At 58.9% G+C, this 17563-nt stretch carries 17 protein-coding genes; 6 read left to right on the forward strand and 11 right to left on the reverse strand.

Annotation, left to right across the window (positions count from 1 at the left end):
* The first annotated feature begins 29 nt into the window (after positions 1 to 29).
* The 5 genes from ACIQWS_RS19450 to ACIQWS_RS19470 all read left to right on the forward strand — a co-directional run bounded on the left by ACIQWS_RS19450 (position 30) and on the right by ACIQWS_RS19470 (position 5509).
* Positions 30 to 1631 carry an ABC transporter substrate-binding protein gene (locus ACIQWS_RS19450; RefSeq protein WP_403183146.1) on the forward strand — a complete coding sequence of 534 codons (1602 nt, stop codon included), beginning with the start codon at positions 30 to 32 and terminating at the stop codon, positions 1629 to 1631.
* 177 nt (positions 1632 to 1808) lie between these two features.
* The gene (locus ACIQWS_RS19455) at positions 1809 to 2744 is read left to right on the forward strand and encodes an ABC transporter permease (protein WP_403183664.1); all 936 of its coding nucleotides are present in this window, start codon (positions 1809 to 1811) and stop codon (positions 2742 to 2744) included.
* Positions 2745 to 2749: 5 nt separating this feature from the next.
* Positions 2750 to 3571, forward strand: a complete 822-nt coding sequence (locus ACIQWS_RS19460; RefSeq protein ID WP_403183149.1) for an ABC transporter permease — start codon at positions 2750 to 2752, stop codon at positions 3569 to 3571.
* Entirely contained in the window at positions 3568 to 4548 is a 981-nt protein-coding gene (locus ACIQWS_RS19465; protein WP_288193026.1) for an ABC transporter ATP-binding protein, read from the forward strand. The genes ACIQWS_RS19460 and ACIQWS_RS19465 overlap by 4 nt, the downstream gene beginning before the upstream one ends.
* Entirely contained in the window at positions 4541 to 5509 is a 969-nt protein-coding gene (locus ACIQWS_RS19470) for an ABC transporter ATP-binding protein (RefSeq protein WP_403183152.1), read from the forward strand. Before ACIQWS_RS19465 ends, ACIQWS_RS19470 begins: the two co-directional genes overlap by 8 nt.
* 157 nt (positions 5510 to 5666) lie before the next feature.
* Here ACIQWS_RS19470 and ssuE read toward each other — a convergent pair whose 3' ends face one another.
* Together ssuE and ACIQWS_RS19480 are read right to left on the reverse strand one after the other, a co-directional pair.
* On the reverse strand, positions 5667 to 6248 hold the full coding sequence (ssuE, locus tag ACIQWS_RS19475; RefSeq protein ID WP_403183156.1) for an NADPH-dependent FMN reductase: 582 nt from the start codon (positions 6246 to 6248) through the stop codon (positions 5667 to 5669).
* A complete protein-coding gene (locus tag ACIQWS_RS19480; RefSeq protein WP_403183159.1) occupies positions 6245 to 7639 on the reverse strand; it encodes an LLM class flavin-dependent oxidoreductase in 1395 nt (464 codons plus the stop codon). Before ACIQWS_RS19480 ends, ssuE begins: the two co-directional genes overlap by 4 nt.
* Positions 7640 to 7795: 156 nt before the next feature.
* Between ACIQWS_RS19480 and ACIQWS_RS19485 the strand changes: the two genes are divergently transcribed.
* Positions 7796 to 8740, forward strand: a complete 945-nt coding sequence (locus ACIQWS_RS19485) for a LysR substrate-binding domain-containing protein (RefSeq protein ID WP_403183162.1) — start codon at positions 7796 to 7798, stop codon at positions 8738 to 8740.
* A 26-nt stretch (positions 8741 to 8766) separates the two neighbouring features.
* On the opposite strand, the gene hutH is transcribed toward ACIQWS_RS19485, so the two are convergent.
* The 9 genes from hutH to ACIQWS_RS19530 all read right to left on the reverse strand — a co-directional run bounded on the left by hutH (position 8767) and on the right by ACIQWS_RS19530 (position 17532).
* Positions 8767 to 10245 (reverse strand): histidine ammonia-lyase, encoded by a 1479-nt coding sequence (gene hutH, locus ACIQWS_RS19490; RefSeq protein ID WP_403183165.1) that lies wholly within the window; start codon positions 10243 to 10245, stop codon positions 8767 to 8769.
* A complete protein-coding gene (locus tag ACIQWS_RS19495) occupies positions 10242 to 11243 on the reverse strand; it encodes an ornithine cyclodeaminase family protein (protein ID WP_403183169.1) in 1002 nt (333 codons plus the stop codon). The genes hutH and ACIQWS_RS19495 overlap by 4 nt, the downstream gene beginning before the upstream one ends.
* Before the next feature lie 16 nt (positions 11244 to 11259).
* A complete protein-coding gene (locus ACIQWS_RS19500; RefSeq protein ID WP_403183172.1) occupies positions 11260 to 12582 on the reverse strand; it encodes an LLM class flavin-dependent oxidoreductase in 1323 nt (440 codons plus the stop codon).
* Complete coding sequence (locus ACIQWS_RS19505) at positions 12579 to 13556, reverse strand: LLM class flavin-dependent oxidoreductase (protein ID WP_403183175.1); 978 nt, start codon at positions 13554 to 13556, stop codon at positions 12579 to 12581. Before ACIQWS_RS19505 ends, ACIQWS_RS19500 begins: the two co-directional genes overlap by 4 nt.
* Complete coding sequence (locus tag ACIQWS_RS19510) at positions 13553 to 14293, reverse strand: DUF427 domain-containing protein (RefSeq protein ID WP_403183178.1); 741 nt, start codon at positions 14291 to 14293, stop codon at positions 13553 to 13555. Before ACIQWS_RS19510 ends, ACIQWS_RS19505 begins: the two co-directional genes overlap by 4 nt.
* Positions 14294 to 14347: 54 nt before the next feature.
* On the reverse strand, positions 14348 to 15280 hold the full coding sequence (locus tag ACIQWS_RS19515) for an ABC transporter ATP-binding protein (protein WP_403183180.1): 933 nt from the start codon (positions 15278 to 15280) through the stop codon (positions 14348 to 14350).
* Positions 15277 to 15918, reverse strand: a complete 642-nt coding sequence (locus ACIQWS_RS19520; RefSeq protein ID WP_223614445.1) for an ABC transporter permease — start codon at positions 15916 to 15918, stop codon at positions 15277 to 15279. The genes ACIQWS_RS19515 and ACIQWS_RS19520 overlap by 4 nt, the downstream gene beginning before the upstream one ends.
* Before the next feature lie 9 nt (positions 15919 to 15927).
* Positions 15928 to 16545, reverse strand: a complete 618-nt coding sequence (locus tag ACIQWS_RS19525; RefSeq protein ID WP_403183183.1) for an ABC transporter permease — start codon at positions 16543 to 16545, stop codon at positions 15928 to 15930.
* A 105-nt stretch (positions 16546 to 16650) separates the two neighbouring features.
* A complete protein-coding gene (locus ACIQWS_RS19530) occupies positions 16651 to 17532 on the reverse strand; it encodes a glycine betaine ABC transporter substrate-binding protein (protein ID WP_403183187.1) in 882 nt (293 codons plus the stop codon).
* Between the last annotated feature and the right edge of the window lie 31 nt (positions 17533 to 17563).

A 17563-nucleotide genomic window follows, 5' to 3' on the forward strand; every position in this document is an offset into this window, starting at 1 on the left:
TGCATAATCATAACAGGGGGAAACACTCAATGTACAAACGGTTCGTGCTCCAATCAACTCTGGCTGCCGTGCTGCTTGCCGGTGTGGCTATGTCGGCATCCGCGGAAGCGCCACGCAAAGGCGGCACGATTAATTTCGTTGCTCCCTATGGTTCGAGCTTTGGCACGCTTGATAACCAGGCGAGCCCGGCAACACAGGATGAGTTTGTCACCAAGGCCATTCACAGACGACTTTATGCCTGGGACGGCAATGCCAACAAGCCGGTGCTGGATCTGGCAACCGATGTCAGTGCTTCGGCTGATCGCCTGACTTACACGTACAAGCTGCGTCAGGACGCGTTTTTCCACAATGACAAGAAGATGACTGCCGATGATATCATCGACAGCTACAAGCGCATCATGACGCCCGGCAAGGCCTATACGGGCGCGCGGTACATCGGCACAATCAAGGGTGCAAGTGACTATTCCGACGGCAAGGCAAAGGATATTGCCGGCTTGAAGAAGATCGACGATTACACGCTGGAAATCACCTTCAATGAACCCGTCAATCCGGCGTTCCAGCTCATGCAGCCAAGCACGGTGATCTATCCGTTGGGTGAAGCCGACAAGGACAGCTTCAAGAGCCATCCGATCGGCCTTGGACCTTATAAGTTCGCCGAATATATTCCGGGCTCACGTCTGACCGTTGAAAAATGGGACAAGTTCTACGGAGCTGACAAGCCGCATGCCGATAAGATCAACATCATGATCATGGGCGAAGCCTCGGCGCGCGACGTCGCTTTCCGCAACAAGGAGGTCGATGTCTCGGTGCTCGGACCGGCGCAGTATGTTGCCTATAAGAATGATCCGGAACTGTCGAAGAATATCTTGGAAGTGGCCGAGGTCTATACGCGTCTCGTCGGCTTCAACGTGGATTTCAAGCCGTTTCAGGATAAGCGGGTCCGCCAGGCCATCAACTATGCGATCGATTCCGATCTGATCATCAAGCGCCTGGGTAAGGATAAGGCCTATCGCGCAGTGAGCTGGTTGCCGCTTTCCTCGCCCGCCTTCGATAAAGCCGCCAAACCCTATCCTTATGATCCCGAGAAAGCCAAGGCGCTTTTGAAGGAAGCCGGCTATCCCGATGGATTTGAGTTTGAACTGACCGCCACCCAGAACGAAAGCTGGGGTTTGACCATCGTCGAAGCGATTATTCCGATGCTCGATAAAGTCGGCATCAAAGTCAAAGCCAAGCCGGTTGAAGCAGCTGTTCTGTCCGAGGTGGTCCCAGCCGGTGATTTCCAGTCCTTCATGTGGTCCCTGGAAAGCGGTCCTGATCCAATGACAGCGATGCAGTGCTTCTATTCAAAGACCTCACAGTCAGCCTGCAATTATTACAAGTTCAACAACAAGGACTTTGACAAACTGTATGAGGCAGCATTGAGCGCGCCGACGGAAGAGCAGAAGAATGATCTTTTGCGCCAGGCGAATAATCTGCTGCAGGATGAGGCCCCCGGCTGGTTCTTCAATTACAACAAGGCAGTTATGGCCTATCAGCCCTGGCTGCATGGTTTGCAGCCAAACTCGGCGGAGCTCGCCATCCAGTCTTATGAACAACTCTGGGTAGGCGACGGCGCCCCATCGGGCCGCTGAGGCAACGGTGCCTGCCCGCCGTCAACGACATGACGGCGGGTCAGCCTTTTCATCTCGCGTGAAGCGCTGTGCACGCATCCTCATCTCCCAACATCAAGCGGCATGAGGGACGTATCGGGGCCACTATGCCGGCCAAGGCAGACGCGACCGCCATCCGAACGAAAGGACATGGATCCGTTGCTTCGATTTGTCATTCGGCGAGTTCTGCAGATGATACCGACCATTCTGGCGGTATCTTTGCTGATCTTTGTGATTTTCAGCGTGATACCGGGCAGCTTCACATCAAGTCTCATCGCTGATGGCAAGGGTCGCAATGATCCGAAAGTCGTCGAACAGATGAACAAGGAATTCGGGCTGGACAAGCCCGTCTATCAGCGGTTCGGTAGCTACGTCGTCAATCTCGCGCAACTCGATCTCGGACAGTCTTTCCGTACGCGCCAACCCGTCACCCACATGTTGCTGGAACGGGCATGGCCAACCATGAAACTGGCCATCGCTGCAATGGCGATCGCCATCCTCATTGGCGTGCCGCTTGGGTTCGTCGCGGCGCTCAAACCAGGGAGCCTTCTGGACACGGCCACGATGATTGCAGCCGTTTCGGGCCTGTCGCTACCGCAGTTCTGGCTGGGGCTGCTGGCTATGTATGTCTTTGCACTCACATTGGGCTGGCTGCCGAGTTTCGGTTATGGCGATGGCGGAATACGCAATCTGATCCTGCCGGCCGTGACGCTCAGCGTGGCGCCTCTGGCGCTGCTTGCCCGGACCACGCGGGCGGCGGTTCTCGACGTGATGAGCGCAGACTTCATTCGCACCGCCCGCTCGAAGGGCATGAATGCCTATCGTCTCGTCACATGGCACCTGATGCGCAATGCGCTCGTGTTAATCATCACCACGGTTGGACTGCAATTCGGCTCTTTGATGGGACAGGCCGTGGTGATCGAGAAGCTTTTCTCATGGCCTGGCCTTGGTTCCCTTCTCGTCGACAGTGTTTCCATGCGGGACATACCGGTGGTACAGGGTGCCATCCTCATGATTGTATTGTGGTTTTTGATCATCAATACGGTTGTCGATGTTCTTTACGCGGTCATTGACCCGCGTATCAGCCACGGGTGACGGATATGCGACTGCGTTTCAACCTCCTCTTCGGTGGCGCCATCTGCCTGATTATCCTGACGCTGGGCGTGTTTGCACCTTTGTTCGTGCATCACGATCCGGTCCTTGATGCCAATTTGATGAATGCGGAATTGCCCCCGAATGCCGATTTCTGGTTCGGAACCGACTCGCAAGGCCGCGATGTGTTCAGCAGGGTGCTTTACGGGTCCCGTGTATCGCTGACGGTGGGTGTCGTTTCACAGTTGATCAACAGCTGCATAGGCCTGCTGTTTGGCATATCCGCTGGCTATATCGGCGGCAGATGGGATGAATTCGTCAGCGGGCTTACCAATGTGATGCTGTCGATCCCCTCACTGATTTTTGCGCTGGCGATTATGGCCATTCTCGGCCCTGGCCTCGGCAGTTTGCTGATCGCACTTGGACTGACCAACTGGTCATGGACCTGCCGGATTGCGCGTTCATCAGCGTTGTCGCTGAAGAGCCAGGGCTATGTGCAAGCTGCCAAGACGCTTGGCTATAGTGATATCCGCATCATGATCACGCAGATCCTGCCCAATATGATCGGCCCCATCCTCGTGATCGGGACGCTTGGCATGGGTGATGCCATTCTTGCCGAAGCAGCGCTTTCCTATCTGGGACTCGGCATCAGACCGCCCTTCCCAAGCTGGGGCAGCATGCTGACGGATGCACGCGAATTGATCGCCGTCGCCCCTTGGGCAGCCATATTCCCGGGGATCGCTATATTTCTGACCGTGCTCGGCCTCAATCTGTTTGGAGATGGGCTGCGCGACTACCTCGATCCGCATATGAGGACACGCAAGGCATGAGCGCTCCCCCTTTGCTTGAGGTCAGGAATCTGCATATCGATATGCGTTCTGGGCAAGAACGACTGAATGTCGTTGAAAACGTTTCTTTTTCGATCGGTGCCGGCGAGACATTCGGACTCGTCGGCGAAAGCGGATGTGGCAAGAGCATCACCGCTTTGTCGCTGATAGGTCTTCTCAACAGGCCGCTTGCGGTTGGACAGGGTGAAATCCTGTTCAAGGGCCAGAACCTTCTGAAGATGAACGGCAGCGAGCTGCGCAGACTGCGCGGCAATCGAATCTCCATGATTTTTCAGGAGCCGATGACCGCGCTCAATCCGCTGGCGACCGTCGGACGTCAGATTGCGGAAATGTTCGTCTTGCATCAGGGCTCGACCTGGCACGAGGCTGAACGCAAGGCGATCGCCGCACTGGCACAGGTTCAAGTGCCCGCTCCCGACAAGCGCATCAAGAACTATCCGCACCAGATGTCAGGCGGCATGCGCCAGCGCGTGATGATTGCAATTGCATTGGCCTGTCATCCCGACCTGCTGATTGCCGACGAACCCACGACCGCGCTCGATGTCACCGTTCAGGCGGAAATTCTCAAACTGATGCAAGAGCTCTGCGATCAACGCGGTACATCAGTTCTGATGATCAGTCACGACCTGGGCGTTATCGCGAAAATGTGCCAGCGTGTTGGCATCATGTATGCGGGCCATCTCGTTGAAGAACGGGCAGTCGCCGATCTCTTCCGCCATCCAGCTCACCCTTACACGCATGGCCTGCTCGCTTCATTACCGGTCTTAGGGCAGCGCAAGCTGAACGAGCGCAAACCTTTGCAGGAAATCGAAGGAATCGTGCCATCGATTGCCGCTTTTCCCACCGGTTGCCGTTTTGAGCCACGCTGTACGCGCGCCTCGCCAATCTGCCGCGACGCAGTGCCGGGCCCATCCGTTCTCGGGGACGATAGCTTTGTGAGGTGCTACCATCATGGCTGATCAAACCCAACCTCTGTTGCAAATTGAAAATCTGAGCGTGTGCTTCCCGGTATCAGCGGGATTGTTCCGTCGTTCGCATCAAGCTGTGCGGGCAATCAATAATCTCAGCCTCAGTCTTCACAAGAACCAATGCCTGTCCATTGTCGGTGAATCGGGCTGTGGCAAATCTACCCTGGCACTGACAATACTGGGTTTGCAGCACCCCACGCAGGGCAGCATTTCCTTTGATGGAAGGCCGATCACCGGCGCAGCCCAGCCGGGACGCATGCAACGCGCACGCATGGCTCAAATGGTGTTTCAGGACCCTTATGCGTCACTCAATCCACGCCAGACAATTCACGCGGCCCTTGCTGGGCCGCTGAAGCTACATGGGTTACGCAACAAAGGTGAAGTCGAAGACCGTATTGCGGCGACCCTGAAAATGGTGGGATTGAAACCGGAGCAGGCGAAGCGCTATCCGCATGAATTTTCGGGCGGTCAACGTCAGCGCATCGGGATTGCCCGCGCATTGATCCTCGACCCGAAAGTCATTGTTCTGGATGAGCCGGTTTCCGCGCTCGACGTATCCATCAGGGCGCAGATTATCAATCTGCTTTTGGACCTTAAAGAACGGCTGGACCTGTCTTACATCATGATCAGTCATGACCTGAGTGTTGTTGAACATATGAGTGACCGGGTCGCCGTGATGTATTTTGGCCAGATCGTTGAGGAAGGTCCGTGGCAAAGCATTTTCGCCAATCCGGTCCATCCCTATACGCGCCGCCTGCTCGCCGCCATTCCGGATCCGTTCATGATCATCCGCCAGGAAGACACGACCCGCAAGGACATGCAGCCGCCGCCCCTGTCAGGCTTTTCCTATTACCCCGAGGAAATCGGCACACATGACGTCTATCAGTCACCGCCCCCCACGGAATTCCTCACTGTCGGGGACGATCACAAGGTTCGCTTCATAGCCAGATAACCGGACCAAAATCGCGTTGCATGTCCGATCGCTCGAGCCGATGATCGGCACACCTTTCTGTTCGAGCGGCAACATATAGCCACAAAGCGGCTGGCCGACACGCTGATAGTCAATTTCGATATCTTCCCGCGGCAGCGTGGTCTGAATTCTTCGCCAGTTACGCAACGGTACGGCCGCGCGGATGTCCAAGCATTGCAGCCCTTTCATCATCTGTCAGGGAATAGATGAAGTTATCGCAGGCGTGACGAAGCGCGGCCCAAAGCGGGTCGAGCAGCGATATCATTTCGCCGGTTTTGGGAAAATCGCTCTCGCACACGTAGTGCGACTGGACGACATGGCGCGCGCCCATTGACTGAAACACCGGCCGCAGACCGTAATCAAGCGCCAGGACATGGGCGAGGCTGCCGCCGGTGCCAAGCGGCAGGACAACCTTTCCAGCCAGTGCAAACTGCGGGAGCACATCCAGGCCTGCTTTCAACAGACCCGAAAACGATGCTTTGTAGATCGGCGTGGCGATGATCAGACCATGCGCAGCGGCAACCTTTTCAAGGAACGACGCCACTGACGGAGCCTGGACGTTGGCTGACAGCAAAGCGCCGGGATCGAGATGCCGCAGAACAAGGTGTTCCGTCTCGATTTTCTGTCCGCGCAATTCTTCCAGGACCGCCTCGACGACCCTTACGGTCTTGGACGTGGCGGAAAGGCTTGCGGATATGGCGAGAACTTTCCGGTTGCTCATGGACGAACCCCGGCTTTTCCCGCCCGGACGCGATCTGGTGCGCCGGCACTTGGTTCGCGATGAACAGCAAATGCGTTTTGTGGACGCGCCAGCCCCAGACGGTCGCGCAAGGTGCCGGGCTCGTACTCGGTTCTGAATAAGCCGCGCCTTTGCAACTCCGGCACCACGGTCTGCATGAAATTCAGCCAATCCTCCGGCAGCAGCGGAAACATCAGGTTGTATCCGTCAGCCGCTCCCGAGACGAACCAGGCCTCCAGCTGATCGGCGACTTGCGAAGGGGTCCCCGCAACGAGTGGAACCGAGCCGGTATTGGCGATCTTTCGGGCCAGCTGACGTATGGTAAGGCCCTTGTTCGCGTCGTCCTTGACGAGCGTGAGCCAGGTGCGCCAGCCATTGAACGTGCCCTCGTCGGGCAGATCCGGTATGGGCCCATCGAGCGGATAGAGGGACAAATCCACCCCTGCCCAACTGGAAAGAAGATCGACGGCGACTTCATCGAGCATCAATGTCTCGAGATAGTCCTGTTTTTCCTGCGCCTCGGATGCCGAGGCGCCGACGATCGGCAGGATACCCGGCAGGAGCTTCAAGCTTTCCGGCGAGCGGCCGTGTTTTGCCAGGCGGTTGTTGATGTCCGCGCGATAGCTCAGTCCTTCCGCCTCGCTGCGAATAACGGCAAAATGCACGTCCGCATGCCCTGCGGCCAGATTCCTGCCCGCGTCGGACGACCCGGCCTGGACGATCACCGGATGGCCCTGCGGCGGTCGCGGCACATTGAGCGGCCCCTTTACCTTGAAATGCTTTCCCCGATGGTCGAGATAATGGATGTATTCGCGATGGGCGAAGAGCCCCGTTGCCTTGTCGATGACGAGCGCGTCGTCTTCCCAGCTGTCCCACAAGGCTTTGGCCACATCGAGGAACTCGGCGGCGCGCTCATAGCGGACCGCATGTTCGATATTGGCATCGCGGCCAAAGTTGGCGGCCTCTTCTTCCAGCGCCGATGTCACCACGTTCCATGCGACCCGACCCCTGCTGATATGATCCATCGAAGCAAACATGCGGGCGGTGTTGAATGGCTCGTTATAGGAACTCGACGCTGTCACCATGAAGCCGATGTCCTTGGTGACAGCAGATAGAGCCGATACCAGCGATAATGGTTCCAGTCTGGGATTGGCATAATGTGCCAGCCCGCTTCCATAGGTATCCCAGACGCCGAGATGGTCGGCGATGAAGATTGTATCGAGCTTGGCCCGCTCCGCTGCTTCGACCAGTCGGCGGTAATAATCCAGATCCAGAAACTCGCGGCCGGGTGCACGCGGATGCCGCCATGACAGGCGATGATCCCCCTGTGGATTGAAGAAAAAGCCAGCTAAGATCATCTGACGGCGCGGCATGGCGGGCCTTCCTTTGGCAGGTGTTTCGTTGATCGCGCTTTCCCCGGAATGGCTGTCTCCTGCGCTGCTGGTTAAAATAAGCGAGGCTTTCCCTTTGCAAAAGAGATGATTTCTGCAAGAAAGATAAGCTGAACTTATCTTTTCCGGAATGGCAGGATGACAGGTATCCCCTCTTTACGTGGCTTGCAGGCGGTCGAGGCCGCCGCCCGCTGTGGAAGCTTTGTCGCTGCATCCGAAGAACTGGCGATTTCGGCCGCGGCAGTCAGTCAGCTCATCCGCACGCTCGAGGATCAAGTCGGACGCAAGCTGTTTCATCGCATCAACCGGCGTGTCGTGCTGACCGAGGCCGGATTGGAGATTTTTCCGCGGCTTGCCAATGCCTTCAATGAACTCCGGAGCGTGTCGCGTGAGCTCGGCAGCGGCAATCAGCGATCCTCGCTGGTGGTGTCGGTGGCACCATCCGTTGCCATGGGCTGGCTCTCCTCGCGTCTGCCGGGATTCGTCGATATCCATGGTCCGGTCGATATCTCCCTCAGAGGTGAAGATGATCCGGTGCCATTCGACCGCGATCTCATCGACATGCGCTTATCCTATGGCGCCTTTCATTACCCGGAACATGTCACCGAAGCGATCGGCACCGATGCGGTCTATCCGGTGTGCTCGCCGCGCTTCCTGACTGGACATGGCCCAATGACCTCTCCAGAAAGTTTGCTATCCGCACCCTTGATCCACACTGATTGGGGTCCTGCCGGGGCTTCTTTTCCGTCATGGCGGAACTGGTTCGCATCCGCCGGTGTGACGCCGGGCCGCCATATCCAGCATGGGATGACCGCCAACTCGTCGATGGCGGCGCTCGACCTGGCGCGCGGCGGACTGGGCATAACGCTGGCGCAGGGGTTGTTCTGTGCCCGCCATGTGGAAGCGGGCGAACTGGTCGTTGCCTGCAATCACGTGCTCGAACTAGCCAACCCCTATTGCATCACCACCCCGCGCAGAAGCGCACAACGTTCCGTTGTTGCGGCTTTCAAATCATGGTTCATCGATGAATGTCTGCGTTGCGTGAACGCGCCAGCACTTTTGGCTTCCAAGGTTCAGCGGTAACTCGGTGGCCAACAGCTTCAGCTCCCTCACGCGCCGATGTCCTGCAGACGCGCCGCAAGGCGGGACACGTCAGGTCCGAGCGGTCGGTCTTCGATGAGAGGCCCGGCAACGGATCGGACGAGATCATAAGTCTGCTGCGTACCCCGGCCGCAGCGATGGCCCGCACGCAGATCGACTGCCTGTGCCCCGGCCATCATCTCGCAGGCAACAAGATGCCGCCAGAGATCGAGCATATCGGCGCACTTGGCCACCGCCAGAAGTGTCTGGGTGGCGTGATCTTCCACCCCTTCGGATACGGGCAGGAAATCCAGCAACACAGGATTTGCCTTGTGGCGGATCGCGGCGACAAGCGCCGCAACCGTCTTCTGCAGCGGAACAAAACCGGCGGATGCTCCGCCCACCGACGAAAGGTAACGCGGCAGGCCATTGCGGCCCGATCCGGTCAACTGAATGAACCGGGCAGCGCTGGCCAGCGCCGTCTGGGCGATAGCAAGTCCGAGGGTTTCAAACGCCAGTGCCAGGGACGGCGTGTGAAAATTGCCCGTCGAAAGCACCCTGTTCTCATCAACAAGCACCAGCGGATTGTCCGCTGCCGCATTCAGCTCGATCTCCACGGCTTCTCGGGCTGCATCCAGCGCATGCGCCAGCGCCCCATGGATCGATGCGGCACAGCGCAGGCTGAGCGGGTCCTGAATGGCCGCACGCGCTTCATGCAGCGACGAGCCTTCAAGACGGGCAAGGAGCCTTTCCGCTTCCTGTATTTGTCCGGCCGCAGGGCGTGCCTGCTGGATGGCCGGGTGGAGGATCAGCGGGTTGCCGCCGAGCCCTTCAAAGCTGAGTGCAGCGGCCTGCCGCTGCCATTCGAGCAGGGTCGTGGCATCGCTCAAGGCCAGTGCGCCCTTCCCCACCGAGACTGCCGAAGCGTTGAGAAGCGACAGCCCGTCCTTCGGACCAAGTGTGGAGGGTCGCAGACCGGCCTTCGACAGGGCTTCGGCGGAGGCAAACACCGCGCCTTCATATTCGGCCTGCCCCTCGCCGATCAGGGTCTGGGCAATGGCCGACAGCAGAACAAGATCACCCGCGCCGATCGAACCGATGGATGGAACAAGCGGGTGCACCTTGTGATTGATCAGTGCCAGCAGATCGGCAAAGACGTCAGGCGACAGGCCGGAGCCGCCAACCGCCAGCATGGACAGGCGCGCCGCCATGACAGCACGGGTTTCGTCGCGCGGCAGCACTGGACCGACACCGGCACCCCGTCCGCGCACCAGCTGCTGCTGGAACTGACCGGTTTCATCGGCAACCGTCGTCCTGAGATTGGCGCCAAGCCCCGTGTTTAGGCCGTAGATATGTTGCCCGGAAGCAGCAGCAGCATCGAGCACGGCCCTCGCCCGGGTCAGTCTGGCCAATACATCGGGCGTCACCGTGACGATAACATCCTTGCGTGCGACGGCTGTAATATCGGCGATGGTGATGCCTGAACCCGTGAGAACAAGCGTGTTCATGCGAACCGCAGCCTCTGGCCGATATTGTTCGCCTTGGCTTTTTCGAGCATGGCATAGCCGAGCGCGATATCGCTGAGCGACAGGCCCCTGTGCCAGAACAGGATGGTTTCACCGTCGTTCTCGCGTCCCGTCCTGTGACCGGCGACGATCTGGCCAAGTTCCGCATGCAATGTCTGTTCGGACAGCTTGCCCGCCTCGACATGGGCGCGCAGCGAGCCGAATTTACCGCCCTTGCACTGGCCCCAGTCATCCACCACCAGCTTGTCCATGATGTCGGTGAGCGACAGTTCCACCGCGCTCATCGTGCCGTAGGGCACGACGAAGGCACCGGGCTTGATCCATTCGGTCTTGAGCATCGGTCGTGGCTCAGGCAGGCGCGATGCCTCGACCACGATATCAGCACCCTCGACGCAGGCCTGCCAGTTGTCGGTAACGGTTATCGGCTTGCCGAGATCATCCGAGAGTTTTTTCGCGAAGGCGTCGCGGCTTTCCGGGCGGCGCGAATGCACGCGGATTTCATCGAAGTCATAGAGATGATCGAGCAGCCGCACATTCCAGTAGGCTGTGCCGCGCGCGCCGATATGGCCAAGCACCTTGGAATTCCTGCGCGCCAGATGTTTTGCACCGAGAGCGGTGATCGCACCGGTCCGCACATCGGTGATGACAGTGGCATCGAGAATGGCCTTTGGTGCGCCTGTGCGCGGATCAAACAGGTTGAGCACACCGAATTCGGAGGGATAGTTCAGCTTATAATTATCAACGAAGTCCCCGACGATCTTGACGCCTGCCAGATTGAGCGGCGCCACATAGCCACGCAGCACGTTGAAATGGCCATGAAACGTTTCATCAGGCTCCAGATGCACTCGCGGCTCGATCACGGTCTGGCCGTTGCCCTGCGCGGCGAGCGAGGTCTCGATTGCCGCCAAAATCTCCGCATCGGTCAGCGCAAGCGCCTCGATGTCGAGGGCATTCAGATAGTCGATATAGATCGGTTTCATGCTTTTCTTTCTCTGCTCATGACGAACGGGCCGGTGTTCTGACGCCCAGATTTTCCCGCAGCGTGCGCCCTTCATATTCCGTGCGAAAGAGGCCCCGGCGCTGCAATTCCGGCACGACCAGTCTTACAAAATCGTCGAGCCCCGTGGGAAAGAGCGGCGGCATGACATTGAACCCGTCGGCCGCCCTGCCGCGAAACCGCTCTTCCAGCGCGTCGGCAATCTGGACGGGCGTGCCGATCAGTTGCCAATGGCCGCGCGCACCGGCGAAATGCCGTGCCAGCTGCCGGATGGACAGATTCTCCCGCCGGCCGAGATCGATGATGAGCTGCTGCCGGCTCTGAATGCCATCGGTTTGCGGCATATCCGGCAAAGGCCCATCAAGCGGATGGGCCGACAGGTCCTTGAGGCTGAGATAGCTGGCAAGCAGTGCCACGCCGACCTGATCGGGGATCAGTTCCTGCAGCACATCGTATTTTGCCCGTGCTTCGCTTTCGGTTTCGCCGACGATAGGCGAAACACCGGGCATGATCTTGAGATCGTCTGCCTGCCGCCCGAATTTCGCCAACCGGGCTTTGACGTCGGCATAGAAGGCCTGTGCCTCGCCCATGGTCTGGGCGGCGGAAAAGACCACGTCGGCGGTACGGGCGGCAAGGTCCTTGCCGACATCCGACGCCCCGGCCTGTACCATCAGCGGCCTGCCCTGCGGCGATCTCCGGCTGTCCAGCACGCCGGTGACGATGAAATGCGTGCCATGGTGATCGACCGGATGAAGTCTTGCCGGATCGGCATAGATGCCCCGCTTCGCGTCGATGACATAGGCGCCGTCATCCACGCTGTCCCAGACCGCAGTAGCAGCTTCGGCAAATTCCTCTGCCCGCTCATAACGCTGGCCATGCGGCCGCAAGCCGCTCGAGACAAAGTTCTCCGCTTCAAGATCGCTGGCGGATGTTACCAGATTCCACCCGGCACGGCCCCCGCTGAGCTGATCGAGCGCGGCGAATGTCCGCGCCAGGCCGTAAGGCTCGTTATAGGTGGTGGAGGCCGTGGCAACGAGACCGATATGGGAAGTATTGACCGCCAGCGCCGCCAGCAGACTGAGCGGTTCGAAACTGGTCGAGCGCGCTGCCTGGCTGGCAATCTCCGGGTTGCGCTCGCGAATGGCCGCAGCGTCTTCGATGAAGACCATGTCGAATTTTGCCCGTTCGGCCGTCTGCGCCAGCTGAATGAAATGGCCGATATCAGCCCCGGCATTGGCATGGGCATCGGGATGGCGCCAGGCGGCGATATGATGCCCGCCCGCCATGAGAAAGGCACCGAGTTTCATCTGGTCCGCGCTCATGATGCACGCTCCAGACGAGCCGGATGCGCAAGGCCGAGATGGCCGCGCAGGGTCGTGGCGTCATAAGCATGACGGAACACACCGCGCTGCCGAAGTTCCGGAACAACCTCATCAACGAAGCTGGCAACACCTTCGGGCGCAATTGCCGGCAGGGCGACAAATCCGTCGAGACCGGCCACAGCTGCCTGCTCCTGCATCTGGTCGGCAATGTCCGAAGCGGTGCCGATGGAGGGAACGATGTTCGCGAGCAGCCTGATATCCTCACGCTGGCGTCCATGCGCCACGAGGCGTTCAAGCAGACTGGTGGCAAGCGCTTTCCATGCATCCGGCGTTGTCTCTGGCAGGAAAACCACATCCGCCAGCGCTGCAGTGTCGAGCGTATCCGGAGTCAGGACATGGCTGATCACCGGTCTGCCCTGTGGTGACGGATTGACATTGAGCGGGCCGCGAACCGTGAAATACGCACCCTTGTGGTTGAGAACATGCATTTTGTCAGGTTCGAAAAACCGCCCCCGAGCCTTGTCATAGACAAAGGCGTCGTGCTCCCAGCTGTCCCAGAGCCCGGATACCACGGCAAGATAGTCCCGATCACGATCAGGATCATGGGAGCCGATGACATTCCAGCCGGTACGCCCCCCGCCAATCAGATCGAGGGACGCAAAACGCCGGGCGAGATTGTACGGTTCATGCTGATGCGTCGCTGCGGCGGCAATCAGGCCGATGCTGCGCGTCGCCGTCGCCAGTGCCGAGACCAGCATGGTTGGCTCGAACGGCAGGGCAAGCGGCGACAGATCATCATGAGGCCGCTCGCCAAAGCTATCCGCCAACAGGACGAAATCCAGTCCGCCTGCTTCCGCCTTCTTCACCTGCGCCGCTATGTGACTGAAATCGAGCGCGTCCAGCTGGCCGCTTTTTACGCGCCAGGCGGTCGGATGATGGCCGAACGGCGTCAGTGACAGGCCGATATGCATCATTCCGCATCCCCGGCGCTGACGCGGATTTCATCAACCTTTTCATTGTAGAACGAGATCAATCCCTTGATCCGTCCGCTTTCGTGGAGCGGCTCCGGATAATACCAGACGATGTTCTCGTGGCGCTTTCCATCGAGATCGAAGTGATAGTAGGACGCCCTGCCCTTATAGGGGCAATAGGTGTGCAGCGCACTATTCGCCAGCGTGCCGGCAACCAGGTCTTCCACGGGAAAGTAATAGCGCGGGATCAGACTGGTCTCGAACAGGAAAACCGCGCGGTTCGTGCGGGCAACCAGCGTGCCATCGACAAAGACCTCCACACGGCGCTTGCTGTCGATCGTATCGACTCGCCAGTGAACATTGCGCGGATGACCGAAGATTTCCTCATCTTCCTCAAACCAGCGCACGGCGCTCCACGCCACAGTTGCATAACCGGCGAGTTCAGGCACGCCTTGTGGCACGTTTTCATAGCTCCAGGCGCTACCCTCAGCGTCCTTGAGCGACCAGTAGCGTCTTGCCCCGAGCACCGGCGATTCCCCCGTCTTTTCCGACGGCTGGAGAAGATCAGCACGGAAGTCCGATTTCGGCAGGTAGTAAACGGGGTGACCGCCATTTTCGTAGATGACGATGGCCTGCGTACTGTCGGCGATCACCTCTTCACCCAGCTTCAGGCGGATACGGCGATAGGTCGGTTCAATCAGGACGGCGGGCACTTCCCGGGAACGATAGCTGATGGACATAAGCACTCTCCAAAGGTGAGTTTCTATCGGCAGGCCTGATCAGACGGGATGCGATCAGACCGAAAAAATCGCATCGCGGGTCAACCGGCCGGTGACGGCTCCAGCCGTATCCACGACAGCAAGGACATCGCTGTTTGCAGCGACCATCAGCGCCAGCGCATCGCGCAGGTTGCTGGTGGCAGCGACGGGGTGCGCTCCGTCCCGCGGCTTGTCCGCCGTCATGGCGTCACTGACAGTAAACAGGCTCAGGCGCTTGATCGCCCGGTCTATGCCGACGAAGTTTTCGACAAATGCGTCAGCGGGGTGGGAAAGGATCGCATCGGGCGTGTCATACTGGACAATCCTGCCGCTCTTCATGATGGCGATGCGGTCACCCAGACGGATGGCTTCGTCGAGATCATGGGTCACAAGCACCACCGTCTTGCGCACCCGCTGCAAGATCTGGCGGAACTCATCCTGCAGGCGGGTCCGGGCAATCGGATCGATGGCGCCGAACGGCTCATCCATCAGCAGCACGGGCGGATCGGCCGCAAGCGCCCGCGCCACACCTATGCGCTGCCGCTGGCCGCCTGAGAGCTGCCGGGGGTAGCGCTTGAGCATTTCGGCCGGATCAAGACCGACGAGATGCAGAAGCTCGTCGGTCCGGTTCCGAATCCGCGCCTCATCCCAGCCAAGCAGCTTGGGTACGGCGGCAATGTTCTGGGCGATGGTCATATGCGGAAACAGACCTACCTGCTGGATCACATAACCGATATGGCGACGCAGGATCACCGGATCAACCTTGGTAACGTCTTCGCCGTTGACAATAATCCTGCCTTCGGTCGGATCGATCAGCCGGTTGATCATGCGCATGGTCGTGGTCTTGCCGCAGCCCGATGGTCCGATCAGTGCAACGGTCGAACCCTCGGGCACGATCAGGCTGAGATCGTCCACCGAAGCAACGCTGCCTTCGCCATAGCGTTTGGTAACGTGTTCCATATTGATCATGCGGATGTTCTTTCTGCGAAGAAGATTTTTTCGGCCCGGCCGAGAATGAATTCCGTTGCCAGCGCCAGAATAGCGATGGGCACCGCGCCAACCAGAAGCCGCGACATGTCCATCATGCTGATGCCGACAGCGATGAAATCGCCAAGGCCGCCGCCGCCGATGAAGGGAGCGAGCGTCGCACCGGCAAGCACCTGCACGGCGGCAGTGCGTGCACCGGCGAACATGGCCGGTGCAGCCAGCGGAATGCGAATCTTGCGCAGCACCTGTCCGCGGCTCATGCCCATGCCGATTGCAGCTTCCACCGCATCGGGATCAACGTCGCGCAGACCGATAAAGGCGTTGAGCAGGATGGGCGGCAAGGCGAGCACGGTCAGCGCGACGATGGATGGCCATAGGCCGATACCGAGCAGCGGCATCATGATGGCGAGAATGGCAAGGCTGGGGATCGTACGCAGCGCATTGATGGAATTGATGACCGCAAAAGCCAGCCCGCCGCGATTGATGATGAGGACGGCAAGCGGCAAGCCAATGGCTAACGCAAACACCAGCGAGACGCCGGACATCACAAGATGCTGACCGAGTGCCCGCAGGAACTCGGGCTGATTGTTGACGATCCAGTTGAAGGCGGTGATCAGCATGCCCGCCCCTCAACGCCAGCGAACCAGGGCTTTTTCAGCCTGGCTCAGAACAAGATCAAAGAACGTCGCCATCAGCGCCGTCAGGATACCGCCGACAAGGATTTTCTCCGTATAGCTCTGGTCGATGCCCATGAGGATGATGGTTCCGAGGCCGCCGCCGTCGATGAAGGCGGCAACGGTGGCGATGCCGATGACCGTCACCAGGGCGATGCGAATACCGGAAACGATGAGCGGCAGGGCCAAGGGCAGTTCGATACGCGCCAGCCGCTGCCAGGCGCTGTAGCCCATGCCGTCGGCCGCATCGAGCACGTCGGCAGGAACGCCGCGCAGGCCGGTCACCACATTGCGCAGAAGAATAAGCAGGCAATAGGAGGACAGGCCGACCAGCGCCGGCTTGGTGCCAAGGCCAAGCCACGGGATCAGCAGCGCGAACAGCGCAAGGCTGGGAATGACGAAGATGATGCCGGTGACTGTCAGGACGACCGCATAGAACCGGGGGCGCCGTGCGCAGATGATCCCGAGGATCAGCGCGATGACCAGTCCGATCAGAACGGATGAGACCGACAGCACAAGGTGCTGCCAGGTTGCCGCCAGAATTTCCGGAATGTTTTTGGGAGCCCAGTTCAAATGCGTCGTTCCATATCGCTCGGAATTGAAACAGCGGAGACAATCCTATCTCCGCTGTTTCCGGGATGTCCACGTGGCCGTTTGGCCGCAGGCGTCAGGACGGTCTCAGATGCCTTTTTCCTTCAGAAAGGCTTCCGCCACTTCCTTGGGTTCCTTCTTGTCACGCTCGACGGAGGCATTCAGTTCGCGCATGTTCTCATTGTTCAAGAGCGGGCTGACCTTGTTCAGGACTTCAGCGATCTTGGGGTTTTTGGCCAGGGTGTCCTGGCGCACGACGGGCACGAGGTAATAGGGCGGAAACAGGTTCTTGTCGTCAGCGAGAACAACAAGCTTGCTGTCCGCGATCTGCCAGTCGGTGGCAAAGCCATAGGAAACATCGATATTCTTGCTGGTGAGCGCGCTGTAGCGGATACCGAGCTTGGCAAAAATACGAAAATCCTTGAAGACGATGCCGTAGGTCTGCTTGAGACCGGGCAAGCCGTCCTTGCGTTCACCAAATCCACCTTCCGCGCCGAAGCTCAGATCTTTCGACGCGGGACCAAGATCCGTCAGCGTCTTGAGCTTGTATTTGTCTGCAGTTTCCGGAAGCGTGATGATGGCATAGCCATTGTTGATGTTGGTCGGCTGGAGCAAGGTCAGCTGCAGGTTCTTCTCGTAGTAGTCCTTGACTTCCGCATAGATTTTTTCGGCTGAACCCGAAAGATCGCCCTTCACCACGGCGGCAAGGGCCGTACCCGTATACTCGGGGTAGAGATCGATTTCGCCGTTCAGCAGCGCCGAATGGGCAATCAATGTCGCGCCAAGATTGGTGCGCCGCTCGACCTTCACGCCAGCCTTCTCCAGGGCTTGCGCATAGATTTCGGCCACCACAAACTGTTCGGTAAAGTTCTTGCTGCCGATCTTCACAACCTGGGCAAAGCCCGGAGTTGCGGCAGCCAATGCCAATATTACCCCCAGCCCTATGGAGGCCACGTTTCTGAAAGTCATGATTTACCCTGCGAGCTGACGTAGGACTTTG

The organism is Phyllobacterium sp. NPDC097923, assembly GCF_044760925.1.
GTDB classification, from domain to species: domain Bacteria; phylum Pseudomonadota; class Alphaproteobacteria; order Rhizobiales; family Rhizobiaceae; genus Phyllobacterium; species Phyllobacterium calauticae.